Annotated in this window: 11 protein-coding genes; 8 read left to right on the top strand and 3 right to left on the bottom strand. The window is 73.4% G+C overall.

The features are described from left to right. Window positions 1–25: 25 nt before the first annotated feature. Together PGN05_RS02620 and gabT are read right to left on the bottom strand one after the other, a co-directional pair. Complete coding sequence (locus PGN05_RS02620; protein WP_419750924.1) at window positions 26–3145, bottom strand: NAD-glutamate dehydrogenase domain-containing protein; 3120 nt, start codon at window positions 3143–3145, stop codon at window positions 26–28. Next, window positions 3142–4491 carry a 4-aminobutyrate--2-oxoglutarate transaminase gene (gabT, locus tag PGN05_RS02615; RefSeq protein ID WP_419750922.1) on the bottom strand — a complete coding sequence of 450 codons (1350 nt, stop codon included), beginning with the start codon at window positions 4489–4491 and terminating at the stop codon, window positions 3142–3144. The genes PGN05_RS02620 and gabT overlap by 4 nt, the downstream gene beginning before the upstream one ends. Window positions 4492–4636: 145 nt before the next feature. On the opposite strand from gabT, the gene PGN05_RS02610 reads away from it, so the two are divergent. Then, window positions 4637–6151, top strand: a complete 1515-nt coding sequence (locus PGN05_RS02610) for a PucR family transcriptional regulator (protein ID WP_419750920.1) — start codon at window positions 4637–4639, stop codon at window positions 6149–6151. Between the two features lie 39 nt (window positions 6152–6190). On the opposite strand, the gene PGN05_RS02605 is transcribed toward PGN05_RS02610, so the two are convergent. Further along, the gene (locus tag PGN05_RS02605) at window positions 6191–6820 is read right to left on the bottom strand and encodes a TetR/AcrR family transcriptional regulator (RefSeq protein WP_419750918.1); all 630 of its coding nucleotides are present in this window, start codon (window positions 6818–6820) and stop codon (window positions 6191–6193) included. 128 nt (window positions 6821–6948) lie between these two features. On the opposite strand from PGN05_RS02605, the gene PGN05_RS02600 reads away from it, so the two are divergent. The 7 genes from PGN05_RS02600 (at window position 6949) to PGN05_RS02570 (ending at window position 18317) form a co-directional block, all read left to right on the top strand. Continuing rightward, window positions 6949–8448, top strand: coding sequence for an APC family permease (locus PGN05_RS02600; RefSeq protein WP_419750916.1), 1500 nt, complete (start codon window positions 6949–6951; stop codon window positions 8446–8448). Then, window positions 8445–10064, top strand: coding sequence for an amidohydrolase (locus PGN05_RS02595; protein ID WP_419750915.1), 1620 nt, complete (start codon window positions 8445–8447; stop codon window positions 10062–10064). The genes PGN05_RS02600 and PGN05_RS02595 overlap by 4 nt, the downstream gene beginning before the upstream one ends. A gap of 199 nt (window positions 10065–10263) precedes the next feature. Next, complete coding sequence (locus tag PGN05_RS02590; protein WP_419750913.1) at window positions 10264–11790, top strand: APC family permease; 1527 nt, start codon at window positions 10264–10266, stop codon at window positions 11788–11790. A gap of 656 nt (window positions 11791–12446) precedes the next feature. Further along, window positions 12447–13967, top strand: a complete 1521-nt coding sequence (locus tag PGN05_RS02585) for an NAD(P)/FAD-dependent oxidoreductase (protein WP_419750912.1) — start codon at window positions 12447–12449, stop codon at window positions 13965–13967. Between the two features lie 404 nt (window positions 13968–14371). Next, complete coding sequence (locus PGN05_RS02580) at window positions 14372–15115, top strand: SDR family oxidoreductase (RefSeq protein WP_419750911.1); 744 nt, start codon at window positions 14372–14374, stop codon at window positions 15113–15115. Window positions 15116–15129: 14 nt separating this feature from the next. After that, a complete protein-coding gene (locus PGN05_RS02575) occupies window positions 15130–16071 on the top strand; it encodes a PhzF family phenazine biosynthesis protein (protein ID WP_419750909.1) in 942 nt (313 codons plus the stop codon). A 734-nt stretch (window positions 16072–16805) separates the two neighbouring features. Next, window positions 16806–18317 (top strand): cytochrome b, encoded by a 1512-nt coding sequence (locus PGN05_RS02570; RefSeq protein WP_419750908.1) that lies wholly within the window; start codon window positions 16806–16808, stop codon window positions 18315–18317. Window positions 18318–18347: the final 30 nt, after the last annotated feature.

The raw sequence follows: 18347 nt of genomic DNA, 5'->3' as shown, positions 1-18347 counted from the left end.
GTTCCTCTTCTCGATCGGAGCGGGGTCAGGCGGCGGTCTGCCGGAGGCGGTCCAGCTCGCCGACGACGGTGGCGAGGACCGCGACCGCCTCGCCGCGGGTGGAGAGGGCCGTGGTCCGGACGGCGGCGAACCGGGCCACCGCGGCGCCGTGCTGTGCCACCAGGTCGTCGGTGGTCCGGCCGGCCAGCAGCAGTCCGGTGACCAGCGAGCGGGCGTGCTGGTCGAGCTGTTCCCGCAGCGCCGACTTCGCCGCCAGCGTCCACGAGGAGTCGCCCGGGCGATCGGCGGCGATCCCGCGCACGTCGGGCAGGCCGAGCCGCTCGCCGAGCGCGGAGTGGGTGCGCAGGACCGCTCCGACCGGTGCCCCGGTGGTGTGCACGACCGAGGCGAGGTCGATCACCTCGGCCCGGCGGCCGAGGGCGGTGAGGCCGTCGGCCAGCTGCCCGGAGGCTCCGGCGGCGAGGAGCTCCTCCCGCGGGGACAGGTCAGCCGCCCCCCGGGTGAGGCCGCCGTCGTCCACGAGGTCCTCCAGCGGCCCCACCGCGGCGCTCAGCTCCGCCGGGTCCCGGTGGCGGTGCAGCAGCCGGTCGGCCACGCGCTCGGTGACCTGCTGGACCTCCCTCAGTGCGAGCCGTTCGACCGCCGGTGGCACGTCCTCGTCGAGCAGTGCCCACACCTCGTCCAGCCCCAGGATCTGCTCGGCGGCGGCGAACGCGCGTGCGGCGACGGGGGTGCCCACCCCGTGCCGCTCCTCCAGCCGGCGCAGGAAGCCCGGCCCGACCCGGTTGAGCAGGTCGTTGGCGAGCTGCGTCGCGGTGATCTCGCGGGCCAGCGGATGGCTCGCGATGCGGTCGGGCCAGCGCTCCCGCACCGCCCGCGGGAAGTACCGCCCGAGGACGGCGCCCAGCGCCGGGTCGTCGGGGACGTCGCTGCCCAGCAGTTCCTCGCGCACCAGGTTCTTCGAGTAGGCGAGCAGCACCGCGGCCTCGGGGCGGGTGAGCCCGCCTCCGGCGGCGCGCAGCCGCTCGATGTCGGCCTCCGACGGGAGGTGCTCGAGGCCGCGGTCGAGGCCGGCCTGGTGCTCGAGGTCGCGGATCAGCGCGGCGTGCCGGTCGAGCAGGAACGGGGCCTGGTCCGCGCAGACGGTCAGCGCGCGGACCTGGTGGGCGCTGTCGGCGAGCACCGCGGCGGCCACCTCGTCGGTGAGCTCCCGGAGCAGCGCGTCGCGCTCGGCGCCGGTGAGGTCGCCGTCGCGCACCGGCCCGGCCAGCAGGATCTTCAGGTTGACCTCGCGGTCGGAGGTGTCCACCCCGGCGGCGTTGTCGATGAAGTCGGTGTGCAGCCGCACGCCGGCCCGGGCAGCGGCCACGCGGGCGCGTTGCGTCAGCCCGAGGTTGCCGCCCTCGCCGATGACCCGGCAGCGCAGCGCGCCGGCGGGGACGCGGACCCGGTCGTTGGCCCGGTCGCGGACGTCGGCGTCGGTCTCGTCGTCGGCGCGGACGTAGGTGCCGATGCCGCCGTTCCACAGCAGGTCGACCGGCGCGCAGAGGATCGCCTGCACGATCTCGTCCGGGGTCAGCTCGGTCGCCGCCACGTCCAGGCGCCGGCGCACCTCGGGCGAGAGCGGCACCGACTTGGCGTCGCGCCGGTGGATCCCGCCGCCGGGGGACAGCGCGGCGCGGTCGTAGTCGGCCCAGCTCGAGCCGGGGAGGGCGGCCAGCCGCCGGCGCTCCGCGAACGAGGCGGCCGGGTCGGGCTCGGGGTCGAGGAAGACGTGCCGGTGGTCGAAGGCGGCGACCAGGTGCAGCCGGTCGGAGAGCAGCACGCCGTTGCCGAACACGTCCCCGGACATGTCCCCGATCCCGACCGCGGTCACCGCGTCCGCGTCGACGTCCCGTCCCAGCTCGCGCAGGTGGCGACGCACCGACACCCACGCGCCCCGGGCGGTGATGCCCATGGCCTTGTGGTCGTAGCCGGCGGAGCCGCCCGAGGCGAAGGCGTCGCCGAGCCAGAACCCGCGCTCGACGGCGAGCGCGTTGGCGATGTCGGAGAAGGTCGCCGTGCCCTTGTCCGCCGCGACCACGAGGTAGGGGTCGTCGCCGTCGAGCACGACTATGCGCGCCGGGTGCACGACCCGCCCGTCGACCCGGTTGTCGGTGATGTCGAGCAGCCCCGAGACGAACGAGCGGTAGGCGCGCTCGACGGTCTCCTGTGCCGCTGCGCGGTCGTGCCCGCGCAGGTCGTCGCGCACGACGAACGCGCCCTTGGCCCCGGCCGGGACGATGACCGCGTTCTTGACCAGCTGGGCCTTGAGCAGGCCGAGCACCTCGGCGCGGAAGTCCTCCGGACGGTCCGACCAGCGGATGCCGCCGCGCGCGACGGCCCCGCCGCGCAGGTGCAGGCCCTCGACGGTCGGGGAGTGCACGAAGGTCTCCACCTCCGGCCGCGGAGCGGGGAGGAAGGACAGCCGCGGCGACGCGATCTTCAGCGCCAGCTGCGCGGGAGGGCGACCCGACGGGTCCTGGAAGGCGTTGGTGCGGACGACGGCGTCGAGGACGTCGCGCAGCCCCCGCAGGATGCGGTCCTCGTCGAGGCTCGTCGTCGCCTCGAGAAGGGCGTCGAGCTCCGCGCCGGCCGCGGCGGCACCGGCCGGGTCGAGACGGTCGGGGTCGTGGCGCAGGGTGAACCGCCGCACCAGCGCCCGGCAGACGTGCGGCGCGCCGAGCACCGTCTGCTCGATGTAGCCGAGCGACAGCCCCGTGCCGGTCTGCGCCAGGAACCGGCCGGCCGCACGCAGCACGGTCACCTGCAGGACGGGCAGCCCCTCGGTGACGGACAGCCGGGCGAGCCCGTCCAGCTCCGTCTCACCCGCCCACGCCGCGGCGAGCGCCTGGTCGAGCGCGGCGAGCGCGGGCTCGCTGGCCACACCCGCGGGCAGCACGAGGTCCAGGCCGGTCGCCGTCGTGCCCTCGTCCGGCAGGGGCCGGGCGTCCGCGACGCGGACACCGAGGCGCTCGAAGACCGGGACGACGTCGGCGAGCAGCGGGCGGCTGCGCGGCCACTCGACGACCGCGCCGACGAACGGGCCCGAGGCGGCCGGAGCAGGCCGCAGCCGGACGCGGTCGCAGACCGGCGCGGCGGTCATGCGAGTGCGCCGAACGCGGCGTCGATCACGTCGAGGGCTTCGGTCAGGAGGTCCTGGCCGATGACCAGCGGCGGCAGGAAGCGCAGCACGTTGCCGTAGGTGCCGGCGGTGAGGACGACGACTCCCTCGGCGTGGCAGTGCCTGGCCACGGCGGCCGTGAGGGCCGGGTCGGGCTCGCTGGTGCCCGGCTCCACCAGCTCCACCGCGATCATCGCGCCGCGGCCGCGGACGTCGCCGATGGCCGGGTGCCTCTCCTGCAGGGCGCGCAGCCGACGCAGCATCGTGTCGCCGATGGCCCGGGCCGCGCCGGTGAGGTCGAGCTCCCGCATCGTCTCGATGGAGGCCAGGGCGGCCGCACAGGCCAGCGGGTTGCCGCCGTAGGTGCCGCCGAGCCCGCCGGTGTGGACGCTGTCCATCAGCTCGGCGCGGCCGGTGACGGCGGCGAGCGGCAGACCGCCGGCCATGCCCTTGGCCAGGGTCACCAGGTCCGGGACGAGACCCTCGTCGTCGCTGGCGAACCAGTCGCCGGTGCGGCAGAACCCCGTCTGCACCTCGTCGGCGATGAACACCGCGCCGGCCTGTCGCGCCCAGTCGGCGACGGCGGGCAGGAAGCCCGGGGCCGGGACGACGAACCCGCCCTCGCCCTGGATCGGCTCGATGAGGACCGCAGCCACGTTCGCTGCGCCCACCTGGGTCTCGATCTGCCGGATCGCGCGGGCCGCCGCGTCGGCGCCGGTCAGTCCGGCCGGGTCGCGGAACGGATAGCTCATCGGCACGCGGTAGACCTCCGGCGCGAAGGGGCCGAACCCGTGCTTGTAGGGCATGTTCTTGGCCGTCAGGGCCATCGTGAGGTTGGTGCGGCCGTGGTAGGCGTGGTCGAAGACGACGACCGCCGACCGGCCGGTCGCGACGCGGGCGATCTTCACCGCGTTCTCGACGGCCTCGGAGCCCGAGTTGAACAGCGCCGACCGCTTGTCGTGGTCGCCTGGGGTGACGCGGGCCAGTTCCTCGCACACGGCGACGTAGCCCTCATAGGGCGTGACCATGAAGCAGGTGTGCGTGAACGCGGCCACCTGCTCCTGGACGGCGGCGACCACCCGCGGCGCGGCATTGCCGACGTTGACCACCGCGATACCCGCGCCCAGGTCGATGAGCGAGTTGCCGTCGACGTCCACGACGACACCGCCGCCGGCCCGCTCGACGAACACCGGCAGGGTGGTGCCCACACCCGCGGAGACGGTGGCCGCACGGCGCGCCATGAGGTCCCGCGATCGCGGTCCGGGCACCTCGGTGACCAGCCGGCGCTCCTGAACGGGCGCCGACGTCGGGGTGAGCAGGTCGGTCACGGGGGGGCTCCTCGTCCGGAGGGGGCGGTCGACGACCACGAGTCTGGGAGGTGGAGGCCGCCGCGGGTACTGTCGGGATCGGCGCTTCGAGCCCCTCCGGATGTCCACTCCGGCACCGGAGCGCGTTCGTGTGCCGGGAGGTGCCGTGCCGGTCTCCGTTGCCGACCTGCTCGGGAAGTCGCAGCTCGGCCTGCGCCTGCTCACCAGGGACGCGTCCGTCGACCGGCCGTTGTCGTGGGTGCACGTCAGCGAGCTCAGCGATCCCGCCCCGTTCCTGGAGGGCGGGGAGCTGCTGCTCACGACCGGCCTGGCACTCCGGGACGAGCTGCCCGCCGAGCCCTACGTGCGCCGCCTGGTGGACGCGGGAGTCGCCGCCCTGGGGTTCGGCACCGGACTCGGTCAGGACTCCGTCCTCCCCGAGCTCGTGCAGGCCGCCGAGGACGCAGGACTGCCGCTGCTCGACGTGCCGCGCGGAACACCGTTCATCGCGATCTCACGGGCGGTGTCGGCCGCCCTGGCGGCGGACGAGTACGCCGCGGTCGCCCGCACGGCCACCCTGCAGCAGGAGCTGACGCGCGCGGCCCTGGCCCGCGGGGGGACGGCGCCGCTCATGGAGCGGTTGGCCCGCTCGATCGGCGGCTGGGCGCTGCTGCTCGACCCGGTCGGCACCACACTCGAGGCGGCCCCGGCCGGGGCCGCGCGCGGGGCGCGGTCGCTGCAGGTCGAACTGGACCGGCTGCGCGGCATGCGGGCACCGGCCAGCGCTGCGCTGAGCGGGCCGGAGGAGACCATCCTCATCCAGTCCCTGGGCACGGGCTCGCGGACCAGGGGCTTCCTGGTGGTCGGTCGGTCCGGGGCGCTCCCGCCTGCCGAGCGGCACGTGGTCAACGCCGCCGCCCTCCTGCTGACCCTGCGCATGGAGCAGTCGCGCGGCCTCGACAGCGCCATGGCCGCACTGCGGGCCGCGCTGCTGCGCCTCCTGCTCGCCGGTGAGGACCGGACTGTGGCGACGGTCGTCGACGAACTCGGTCAGCAACTGCCGGCCGAGCCGCTCCTGGTCCTCCTCGTGCTGGGCAGCAGCGAACAGCGCGCTGCGGCGGTCGACGTGGCGGCCGACGCCGGGGTGCGCACTCGGGCGCCGATGTTCTCCGCGGAGCTCGACGGCACCCTCGTCCTGCTCACCTCCGCAGCCACGCCGCTGGCCGCCCAGCTCGGGGTGCTGCCGGAACGCGTCCGCGGTGCGGCGGTCGGGACCTCCCGTCCGGTCGGCTGGTCCGAGCTCGCCGACGGCGTCCGTCAGGCGCGGCAGGCGGCCGAGCACGCGCGCGGCCGGTCGGCCGGGGTCGTCTCCTTCGCCGACCTGGCTGCCCCTGGACTGGCCGCGGTGCTCGACCCGACCGCCATGCGAGCGTTCGCCGACTCGCTCCTCGCCCCCCTGGTCGCGGCTGACCGCACGGGTGCGGGTGATCTGGTCCACTCGCTCCGCGTCTGGCTGGCGCACCACGGGCAGTGGGAGCCGGCGGCCGCACAGCTGGGGATCCACCGGCACACGCTGCGCAAGCGGGTCCACCGGGCCGGCGAGATGCTCGGGCGGGACCTCGACCAGCCCGGAGCACGGGCCGAGCTCTGGATCGCGCTGCACCCGCCCCAGGGAGACTGAGAAGCCGGCCTCGTCGACGCTGCCGTCCCGGCGATCCGCTCAGGGCCCGACGCCGGTCGGCTGGGCAGCCAGCCGCTCGCGCATCCCCGCCAGCAGGGCGGAGAGGCCCAGGTCGAAGGCGGCGTCGGCGCGATCCTGGCCGCGCGGTCCCGCGTGCACGGCCGCGTCCAGCGCCGGCGTCCGGTCGCGCTCGCTGCGCCAGACGTCGGGCGGGGACGTGAGCTCCAGCGCGGCGCCGACGGCGTAGCAGTCGAGCGCGGTGACCCAGAGGATGACCTCGGAGTCGGGGAACCCGGCGGCGGACAGCAGGCCGGCGACCCGGTCGTAACCGCGGAGGGCCGCTCCGGCGGTCATCGTCTGCCCGATGAGCAGGGGGATCAGGTTGGGGTGCTCGGCCATGTGCCCCCGGTAGGAGCGCATCCACGAGGCGACCTCGTCGCCCCAGTCCGCTCCGTCGACCGAGGGCAGGTGCACGTTCGCGGCGAACCGCTCGCGGAGCAGTTCGATGATCTCCGCCCGCCCGGAGACGTGGTGGTAGATCGAGGAGGCGCTGGAGCCCAGCCGGCCGGCGAGCTCGCTCATCGTGAGCCGGCCGTGCTCGTCGACCAAGGCCAGGGCCGCATCGAGGATCGACTCGACGTCGAGGAGCCGGCGACGGCGCTGGACCACGGGACCTCCAGGTGCGGATCGGGCTGGTCTGCGGATTCTGCTCGGTGCTTGACGGTGAGGTGGCGCACACCCACACTAACCGAACGCCGTTCGGATAAGCCGACCGCCGGGCCGGGAGAGGACCCCCGATGACCGCACGACCCGACCACGTGGCGCCCGCCCCCTCCGCGGGCGACGGCCACCTCAAGCCGGGTGTCCTGGGCACCGGCAGCATCGTGTTCATGGTGGTGGCCGCGGCCGCCCCGCTGACGATCCTCGCGGGGATCGCGCCGCTGGCGATCCTGATCGGCGGGATCGGCGCGCCCGTGGCCTACCTGTTCGGCGGTCTCACCCTGGCGGTCTTCGCGGTGGCGTTCACCCGGATGACCGCGCACGTGGGCAGCGCCGGTGCCTTCTACGCCTACATCGCCAAGGGCCTCGGCCGGGCCTGGGGCCTGGCCGCCGCGATCCTGGCCCTGATGTCCTACAACGCCATCCAGATCGGGGTGTACGGCCTGCTCGCCGTGCAGACGCAGGCCACCCTGTCGGATCTGTTCGGCGTCACGGTGCCGTGGCCGGTGATCGCCCTGGTCGCCATCGCGCTCGTCTTCCTCGTCGGCTGGGCCGGCATCGACGTCGGGGCGAAGGTGCTCGGGGTGCTGCTGGTCCTGGAGACCGGCATCCTGCTGCTGCTGGCCTTCGCGGTCGTCTTCCAGGGTGGCGCCTCGGGCCTGGACGGCGCCTCGTTCACCCCGGACGCCGTGTTCAGCTCCGGCATGGGCGCGGCCCTCGGCTTCGCGTTCGCGGCGTTCATCGGGTTCGAGTCCACGGCGATCTACCGGCGCGAGGCGCGGGACCCCGCGCGCACGATCCCGCGGGCCACCTACATCGCGATCGTCGGCATGGCCGTGACCTACTGCTTCATCGTGTGGGCGGTCGTGCAGGCCTTCGGCAGCGACCGGGCGCAGGCCGCGGCCGGCGAGGACCCGGTGGGCATGTTCTTCACCGCGATCGCCACCTACGTCGGCCCGTGGGCCGCGACGCTGATGAGCGTGCTGATCGTCACCAGCGTGTACGCCGCGCAGCTGGCCTTCCACAACGCCATCAACCGCTACGCCTTCGCCCTGGCGCAGGACGGCGTCCTGCCCGCCCGGCTCACCGCGACCCACCGGCGGTTCCGCTCGCCGTACGTCGCCGGCATCGTGCAGACGATCCTCGCCGCGGTCGTGGTGCTCGCCTTCGCCGTGGCCGGTGCCGACCCGTACGCGCGCCTGCTGCTGTGGGTGAACGCCCCCGGGGCGATCGGCATCTTCCTCCTGATGTTCTTGACCGCCGTCGCCACCGTCGTGTACTTCGCCCGGCGCAACCCGGCGGCCAGCCGGCCGAGCACGATCGCCGCAGGGATCGGAAGCAGCGTCCTGCTGGGGGTCGCGCTCTACGTCGCCGTCGACAACATCGAGCTCAACACCGCGGCGTCGACCGGCGTCAACGCCGTCCTCATCGGCATCGTGCCGCTGACCCTCCTGATCGGGCTGGGCCTCGCCGTCTGGCTGCGCCGCAGCCGCCCGGCGACCTACGCCCGCATCGGCGAGGGCGAGGACACCGACGAGCAGGCCGCCGCCGACGCGACCCCCGCGGCCGCCCGGTGACCGCCGCGGACCTGGTCCTCGTCGCGGACACCGTCCACACGCTCACCGAGGCGGCCCGGCCGGTCCAGGCGGTCGCCATCGCCGAGGGCGTCGTCGCCGCCGTCGGCACCCGTGACGACGTCCGGGGCTGGCGCGGACCCCGGACCGAGGTGGTCGACCTCGGTGGCGCCGTGCTCACCCCCGGGCTGACCGACGGCCACATGCACCCGGTCATGGGTCTGCAGATGGCGGTCGACGTCGACCTCTCCGGGGCCCGCTCCCTCGACGACGTCCGGCGACTGCTCGCCGCCGCAGCAGTGGGGCGGGGGCCGGAGGACTGGGTGCAGGGCTGGGGCCTGGACCCGAACGTGTTCGGCGGTGCTCCGGTCACCAGCGCGCCGATCGAGGCAGCGGTGGGACGGCGTCCTGCGTTCCTCCGCCTCTTCGACGCCCACTCGGCGCTGGCCACCGAGCGGGCGCTGGCGATCGCCGGCGTCGACGGACCGCGGTCGTTCGACATGCGCTCGGAGGTGGTGTGCGACGACCGCGGCCGGCCCACCGGGCTGCTGCTCGAGGTCGGGGCGATGGACCTCGTGACGGCGCACGTGCCGCTCGACCCGGTGCCGGTGCGGGCCGCCCAGCTGCGCGAGCTCCTCAACGCGATGTCCGCCGCCGGGCTGACCGGCGGGCACGTCATGGACCTGCTGGGGGACAGCCGGCAGGTCGTCGCCGCGGCGGAGGGCGACGGCGAGCTACCCCTGCGGCTGCGCTTCGCCCCCTGGTGCCTGCCCGGCGTGGACGACGACGGGCTGGCCGAGCTGATCGACCTGCAGGGCCAGGGTGGGCGGCGCTGGTCGATCGGCGGGGTCAAGTTCATGGTCGACGGCACGATCGACAACGGCACGGCGTGGCTGGAGCACCCGGACGCGCTGGGGGAGTCGACCGAGAGCTTCTGGCCCGATCCCGAGGCCTACACCGCCGCCGTCCGGGCGCTGGCCGCCGCCGGCGTCCCCACCGCGACGCACGCCATCGGCGACGCCGCCGTCCGGCACGCCCTCGATGCCCTGGACGGCGTGCCCCGCGGGGTGGCGCCCCATCGGGTCGAGCACATCGAGACGCTGCCGACCCCGCTGATCGGCCGGTTCCTGCGGCAGGGGGTCGTGGCGAGCATGCAGCCGACGCACTGCACGCACTTCACGCGCGCGGACCACACCGACAACTGGTCGGCCCGGCTGGGCGACGAGCGGGCCGACCGCGCCTGGCGCTGCCGGGACCTCCGGGACGCCGGGGTGCCGGTCGTGCTGGGCTCCGACTGGCCGGTCGCCCCCTTCGACCCGCGCCGGGTCATGGCCGACGCGCAGCTGCGCCGCCCGGCGGGGGAGCCCGACGTCCCGCCGGTCCAGCCGCTCCAGGGCCTGACGCCGCTCATGGCGCTGCAGGGCTACACGACCCAGGCCGCCGACGTGGCGGGGGAGTCGGCCCGGGCGGGCCGGATCGCGGTCGGCAGGCGCGCCGACCTCACGGCCTTCGCCGTCGACCCCCTGCGGGCAGACCCCGACGAGCTCGCCGACGCTCCGATCGCGCTCACCGTCGTCGACGGCGCGATCGTGCACCGGGACACCGCCGGGGCCGGGTGACCCGCCTGGACCACCCTGCTCGTCCGCCGCTCGGGTCCGCCGTGCCGGATCGTCACGACCGCACCGGCCCGGTGTACAGAACGGCAGCTTGTCCTCCCTCACCTCGCATGGCTGGCTGCACCGTGACGCGTGGCACAGCGCCGCGTTCGCGGCCTGGGCATCCCGCCCTCGGCCGGGATGCCCGTGGAAAGGACCCTGCATGGCCCTCGACTCACCCGCGGCCCCTCCGACGGGCGACCTCCGGTCCAAGGGGTTGTCCAGGAACTCGGTCGGCCTGCTGGCCAGCGTGGTGCTCGGCGTCTCGAGCATCGCGCCGGTCTACGCCCTGACCGCCACGCTGGGTCCGACGGTGACCGAGGTGGGGCTGCAGATGCCGGCGGTGTTCCTCGCCGGGTTCCTGCCGATGCTGCTGGTCGCCTACGCCTACCGAGAGCTCAACCGGGTGGCGCCGGACTGCGGGACGTCGTTCACCTGGACGACGAAGGCCTTCAACCCCTACGTGGGCTGGCTGTGCGGCTGGGGGGCGCTGCTGGCCACGGTCATCGTGCTGTCCAACCTGGCCGGCGTCGCCGTCTCCTTCTTCTACCTCCTGCTCGGTGAGATCACCGGGTCGGAGTGGGTGGGGGCGCTGGGCGACGACCGGCTGGTCAACGTCCTCACCTGCGTCGGCTTCGTCGCGATCGCCACCTGGGTCACGTACCGGGGCATGGAGACGACCAAGCGCCTGCAGTACGTGCTGGTCGGCTTCCAGATGGCGGTCCTGGCGGTCTTCGCCGTCCTCGCCCTGGTGAGGTCCGGCTCCGCACCGGGCGGGATCCCCTTCGACGCCTCCTGGCTGGACCCGACGGCCGTCACCTCCTTCAGCGCGTTCACCGCCGGACTGTCCCTGTCGCTGTTCATCTACTGGGGCTGGGACACCTGCCTGACGGTGAACGAGGAGACCGAGGGCAGCGCCCGCACCCCGGGCCGCGCCGCCCTCCTCACCATGCTGGTCATCATCGTGACCTACGTCGGCGTGGCGATCGCCGTCCAGATGTACGCCGGCGTCGGCACCGAGGGCACCGGCCTCGGCAACCCCGACACCGGCGACAACGTCTTCGCCGCGCTCGCCGGTCCGGTCCTGGGCCCGGGCCTGGCCTTCCTCCTCTTCCTGGCCGTGGTGGCGAGCTCGGCGTCGTCCCTGCAGACGACGTTCCTGCCGACGACGCGCACCATGCTGGCGATGGCCGCCTACGGCGCTCTGCCCAGGAGGCTGGCGGTGGTCCACCCGCGCCACCTGGCCCCGTCCACCGCCACCCTGGTCGCCGGCGCCGCCACCGCCGCGTTCTACGTGGGCATCTCGCTGATCAGCGAGAACGTGCTCATCGACACCATCTACGCCCTCGGCCTGATGATCTGCTTCTACTACGGCCTGACCGCCTACGCGTGCGTCTGGTACTTCCGCCGCGAGCTGCGCCGCAGCGCCCGGGACCTGGTCTTCAAGGGGATCCTGCCGCTCGTGGGCGCGCTGATGCTCACCGCCGTGTTCGTGCAGACTGCCGTCGACACCCTCGACCCGGCCTACGGGAGCGGCTCGTCGGTCCTCGGCGTCGGCAGCGTGTTCGTCATCGGGATCGGCCTGCTCCTCGCCGGCGTCGTGCTCATGCTCGTGTGGCGGGCCCGGCACCCCGCGTTCTTCCGCGGGGAGACGCTGCGGAGCGACACCCCGTCGCTGGTCCTCGACTGAGCGAGGGTCCAGGAGGCGGAGCCGGTCGCGTGCCGGGTCAGCGCGTCGCCGTGTCGGCGCAGGTGACGTGCGGTGAACCGCCGGAGATCGCGGCCGACGGCTGCGGAGCAAGCGGTAGCGAGATGGAGGCATGACCCGCAGAGACATCGTCACGCTCAGCGACGGCCTCGTCGGGCAGAGAGGGTTGCATTCGTGCTCGTCGAGACGGCGATCCCTGACCACCCTCGCACCCTGCTCGGGCTGATCCGCCACCGTTCGCCGTTGGTCCGTGTGCCCGTTGGCCTGCGCCGGTGAACTCCGGCGGACGACCGCGGGCCCGCTGCCGTCGGCTGGGGGTCAGGGGGTCAGGGGGTCGCAGGTTCACGTCCTGTCAGCCCGACAGTGAGACGCGAGTCAGAGGCGGGCTCCCCAGTCTCGGGACGCGGCGGGCGCTCGACGCACGACCCGACGATTCCCGGAACTCCCCCTCTGCCTGTCACTGACGGCGTGGCTGTGTCGTCTCCGGTGTGGAGGCAGCCCCGGGAACCCGCTCGGTGACTCTGGAACGTGAGACGCGATGGGAACCGGGCCCGCCGTCACCGGGGGGGACGAGACACCTGTGAACGCTTCATCCCCCATCACCATCCGGAGGGACAATGAGCACCCAACACGGCGACGTGAGGCGGACCCGAGTGGTGGTCATCGGGTCGGGTTTCGGCGGCCTGTTCGCCGCGCGGGCCCTGCGCAGGGCCGATGTCGATGTGACCGTGATCTCCAGGACCGGTCACCACGTGTTCCAGCCACTGCTCTACCAGGTGGCGACCGGCATCGTGTCCGAGGGGGAGATCGCCGCCCCCACCAGGGAGGTCCTGCGCGGGCAGGAGAACGCGCGCGTGGTCCTCGGTGAGGTCACCGACATCGACCTCGACGCCCGGATGGTCATCTCGAGCGTCTTCGGTCGGACGAACGTGCACGTCTACGACGAGCTGATCGTGGCCGCCGGTGCCGGCCCGTCGTTCGTCGGCATCGACCGGTTCGCCGACTTCGCATCAGGCCTGAAGAGCATCGATGACGCGCTCGAGTTGCGGGGGCGGATCTTCGGGGCCTTCGAGCTGGCGGAGCTGACAGGCGACCAGGCTGAGCTGGACCGGCTGCTGACCTTCGTGGTCGTCGGCGCCGGTCCGACCGGTGTGGAGATGGCCGGTCAGATCGCCGAGCTCGCCCGGCGCAGGCTGCGCCGGGACTCCCGCAGTGTCGATCCGGCCACCGCCCGCGTCGTGCTGGTGGAATCCCGCCCCGCGGTGTTGCCGTCCTTCGGCGAGGAGCTCGGCGGCTCGGCCCGCCGGCGGTTGGGCGAGGTCGGTGTGGAGGTGCAGGTGGGCGCGACGGTCACCGACGTGGACGCCGACGGTGTCGACATCGAGTACACCGACGGCCACGTCCAACGCATCCCAGCCGCCACCAAGGTCTGGGCCGCCGGTGTGCAGGCGAGCCCACTCGGCGGGGTGCTCGCCGAGCAGTCCGGCGCGGAGGTGGACGACACCGGCCGCGTGGCGGTGCTCCCTGATCTCACGCTGCCCGGCCACCCGGAGGTGCACGTCGTCGGTGACCTGGCAGCTCTCGATGACCTGCCGGGGGAGGCCCAGGTCGCCATCCAGGGGGGCCGGTACGCCGCGACGGCCATCAAACGCCGGATCGCAGGCAAGGCCCCCCGCGGGTTCTTCCGGTACGTCGACAAGGGCTCGATGGCGACGGTCTCGCGGTTCTCGGCGGTGGCGCGCCTCGGCAGGCTCCACTTCGAGGGCCTCATCGCCTGGACGATGTGGCTGGCCGTCCACCTCTCTTCCATCGTGGGCTTCAGCAGCCGGGTGACGATCGTGCTGCGCTGGCTGATCAGCTCCATCGGCCGTGGTCGCGCGCAGTGGGTGGCCACCCAGCAGCAGGTGTACGGCCGACTGACGCTGGAGCACCTCGGTTCGCGGTTCGCACCTGCCTCGTCCGGCGGGCACCCCGTGATCACCCGGCCTCGCGACGGGGACGGAGCCGGTTCCCGGGCTCAGCCGGCCCTCGAGCACCGAGCGCCGCGTCATGTCGCACCCCAGGACGCTCGCGAGCTCCAGGACGCTCTGCCGATGCAGTGCAGCCCACTGCGGGACGCCCGCCACATGACGGCTCGGACCGCTGATCGAGGTGAGTGACATGCCGTCGAGCAGGTCCCGACGAGTCCCCCTGCTGGAACTCGCGCGCCGCCGCCACGGTGCAGTCGAGGTCACCTTGTCCTGGGACCGGAACACCTCCACCGCAACGGTCGTCATCTGGAACTGGAACACCGGCGCATGCCTCGCTCTGAACGCTGACGCCACGCAGGTCCGGTACGCCTTCGCCCATCCGTACGCACATGCCGCAGCCCAAGGTGTCCCGGCCCGCGAGGTCCAGCTGGTCATCTGAGGGTCACCGGCCATCCGGCCGAACGGACCCGTACGCCATTCCGGCCACGAACTCGGTTCGAGAGACGCGCCTCCCGGCCGGGGACGCCGACACGGGGGATGAAGGACTTCCGACGAACCAATGCCCACAAACCGCTCAGAGAGGACGGCGTGCCATGCGGATCGCGGTGGTCGGCGCGACGGGTCTGGTGGGGACGCCGACGGTCAGCGCCTTGCAGCACGGAGGCCATGTCGTCGTCCCGGTGTCCCGCTCGACGGGCGTGGACCTCAGCACCGGAGAGGGCCTCGACGCAGCGCTGGACGGCGTGGACGCAGTGGTGGACGTGACGAACACGGTCGCTGCCGACCCGACGGAGGCTGAGTCGTTCTTCGCATCCGCCACCGGAAACCTCCTCGCGGCCGAGGAACGTGCCGGGGTCCGGCACCACGTGGTCGTGTCGATCGTGGGGCTCGACCGGATCCGAGGCAACGGCCACTACCACGGCAAGCGGCGCCAAGAGGCCCTGGTGGAGCGCGGGCCCGTGCCATGGACGATCCAGCGCGCCACGCAGTTCTTCGAGCTCCCCGCCATGGTCGTGGGCTGGACCGCCGCCCAGGGGGCCGCCACGATCCCGCCGCTGCTGGTGCAACCCGTCGCCGTCCAGGACGTCGCCGCCGTGCTCGCAGAGGTGGTCACCGGCCCGCCACGTGGCCGGACCCGAGATCTCGCGGGGCCGGAGCCGCACGACTTCGTCGACATGGCGCGGCGCATCCTCACCGCCCGGGGGGACCGCACCCGCTTGGTGCCGAGCTGGCGCGACGGTCCCTTCGGCGTGGAGGCCGCCGGCGAGGTGCTCCTCCCCGAGCCGTCGGCGCGGCTGGGGTCCACGACGTTCGACTGCTGGCTCGCCGGCCAGTGACGGAGGGAATCGACATGGCCGACCAGTCTCGTCGCCCATCACGAGGGTCCACCGGCGACGTCGAAGCCGGCGTGCCCTTCGCCATCGTGGACGTGTTCGGCACCGATCCGCTCAGCGGGAACCCGGTGGCCGTCGTCGACCTGGCCGGAGTCGACACCCCCGAGCCGCGGCTGGTGACGTGGATGCAGGCGGTCGCCCGAGAGTTCAACCAGGCCGAGACGACCTTCGTGCTGCTCCCTACGGACGACCGCGCGCACCGGCGACTTCGCTCCTTCACCGCGGCGGGCGTCGAGGTGTTCGGCGCCGGCCACAACGCACTCGGCGCATGGTGGTGGATGGTGCACTCCGGCCGGGTCGCACCGCCGGCGGACGGCGTCATCGTCCAGGAGATCGGCGCACGCCTGCTCGAGGTGAGGGTGTCCGGCGAGCGGCTCACGATGCACCAGGAAACCGCCGGATTCGGCGCGCACGTCGATCCGGCCGAGGTGGCGGCCGCCGTCGGTCTCGACCCGCGCTCCTTCGACGCAGCCGTTCCTCCGCGCGTGGTGGGAACCGGCGCCGACCACCTCATCGCCGTCGTCGACACCGCGTCGGCGCTGCAGCGGGCGGATCCGGACAAGAGTGCGGTGCGCGCTGTGACGGCAACCGCCGGCGCGGAGGGTCTCTACCTCGCGGTGATCGGCCGGCAGCCGATCGTCGTCCAGGCTCGCGCCCGCTTCTTCAACCCGGGGATGGGGCTCGACGAGGACGCCGCGACGGGCACTGCCGCCGGCCCACTCGCCGCGTACCTCCTGCACCTGGGACGGCTCGGACGCAGCGGAGCACTGACGGTCCGGCAAGGGGAGTCCGTGCAGCGCCCGAGCACGATCCACGCCGTCGCGTCCCCCGGCCACCCTGTCGCCATCACCGGCACCGCGGCCCTCAGCGCGCAGGGGTGGCTCGCCACGGCTCCCTGACACGTACCGCCGCCTCGGGGGGCTCGTGTTCGCGTCCGCGGCGGAACCGAGAGCGGCAGCGGCCGGAACACGTCACTCGAGGCCGCGCTGTCTCGTCTTCTGCACACCGGCGACGAGACAGGACGGGAGCTGACGCTGCGCGTGTTGGTGGCGGGTGGGAGCTCCGGCACCTGGGCCGGTAGCAGACGCCTGGGCCCTCCACCGGGAGGTCAAGCAGGCTCGTGGCCGCTGAGCGCTGGCAGCGATGGCCAGCCCGAACTCCCTTCCTCCGGATGAGGAGTTCGTGGAGCTGTTGGCTCGCGCAGGCCAGCCGCCGCTCCCGCAGGGCTGAGTGATGCGCGGAGGGGCACGGCCGCCAGGGGCCGATCACGTGCTCGGACGGGCGGAGAGGCCCCGCTCACCCCCCCTCGGCTGCGTCACCGGCGAGCGGCAGGTCCGCCGCCTTCGTCGCCCACGGCGGGCGGACGTCCGGCGAGGTGTCCCTCCCGATGTCACAGGCGGTGGAGCTGCCTCGTCCCTCGTGCGTGGACAACCTCCTGAGCCGGAAGGTGATGGTCGTGAGGGGCGTTCGTGGCCTGCGGGGCAGGGGGCGCCGGGCGGCGGCAGGGCCTGCACCTCGGGGCGAAGCGACAGTGAGAGGGCGCCGGGCCGCCGCAGCCGGGACCGGCAAGCCCCCCGCGGGAACCGACGACCGGTTCGTCGCATCGAACTGGCTGCGCCGAACGCTGAACACGGTGTGCCCCGACCACTGGTCGTTCGTGCTCGGTCAGGTCGCCGTCTGTTCGTTCATCGTCCTGCTGCTGTCGGGGATCTACCTGACGTTCTTCTTCGACCCCTCCATGCGCGAGGTCACGTATGAAGGGTCCTACGAGCCGCTACGCGGCGTGGACGTGTCGGCGGCCTACGACTCGGTACTGGACCTGTCGTTCGACGTCCGCGGCGGTCTGTTCATGCGGCAGGTCCACCACTGGGCCGCCTTGCTGTTCGTCGCCGCGATCGTCCTGCACCTGCTGCACGTCTTCTTCACCGGCGGCTTCCGCGCGCCGCGGGGGAGCAGCTGGATCATCATCGTGGGTCTCCTGGCCCTGGCGCTCCTCGACGGCGTGACCGGCTACACCGTGGTGGACGACCTGCTGTCGGGTACCAGCCTCCGGATCATCAGCGCGATCATCCTGTCGATCCCGCTGATCGGGACGTGGGCGCACTTCGCACTGTTCGGCGGCGACTTCCCCGGCGAGGTGATCGTCGGCCGGCTCTACGTCCTCCACGTGCTGCTGGTCCCGGGCATCATGCTCGCCCTGGTCGCGGTCCACCTGCTGCTGACCGCGAAGCAGAGGCGCACCCAGTTCCCCGGCCCGGGACGGACCGAGCACAACGTCGTCGGCAACCGCCTGTTCCCGACGTACGCCGGCAAGGCCACCGGTCTGTTCTTCCTGGTGTTCGGCGTCTGCGCCGTCCTCGGCGGCCTGGTGCAGATCAACCCGGTGTGGCTGTGGGGCCCGTACAACCCGGCGCACGTGTCGGCGGCCGCGCAGCCGGACTGGTACACCATGTTCCTGGAAGGGGCGAATCGGCTGTTCCCCGCCTGGGACATCGCTCTCCCCGGCGGCTACACGATCCCGGCCGTGTTCTGGCCCACCGTGGTCCTGCCGGGGATCCTCTTCACGCTTCTCGCGGCTTACCCCCTCATCGAGCGGCGACTGACCGGCGACACCGCGACGCACCACCTCCTGCAGCGCCCGCGCGACGTCCCGGTGCGGACCTCCCTGGGCATGATGGCGATCGCGTTCTACGTCGTGCTCCTGCTCGCAGGCGCAGGCGACGTCATCGCCGAGACGTTCGACATCAGCCTGAACGCCGTGATCTGGGCCGGGCGCATCGGCTGCATCGTCCTCCCACCGATCGCCTACGTGATCACCTACCGGATCTGCCTGGGCCTGCAGACGCACGACCGCGAGGTGCTCAACCACGGCATCGAGACCGGCGTCCTCCGGCGGCTGCCGCACGGCGAGGTCTCGGAGGTGCACCAGCCCCTCGGCCCCGTCGACCGGAACGGCCACGGTCTCCTGCAGTACGGCGGCGCTCCGGTGCCCAAGAAGCTCAACCGGATCGGCGCCGTTCCCCGCGCCGTCCGCGGGTTCTTCTCGCCGATCGAGACGGCCGGCCAGGTCGACCTCCAGCTGAGTTCTGCGCGCCCTGGGCCGGCCGAGGCCCACTCCCCGGGCGGCCAGGAGCCCTCCGGCTGATGTCACCGGCGGACAACGTCCACTCGTCTC

It is taken from the genome of Geodermatophilus sp. CPCC 206100, assembly GCF_048569675.1.
Lineage (GTDB): Bacteria > Actinomycetota > Actinomycetes > Mycobacteriales > Geodermatophilaceae > Geodermatophilus.
The sequence above is the reverse complement of the archived record's forward strand: the minus strand, read 5'-3'. Positions and strand labels throughout refer to the sequence as shown.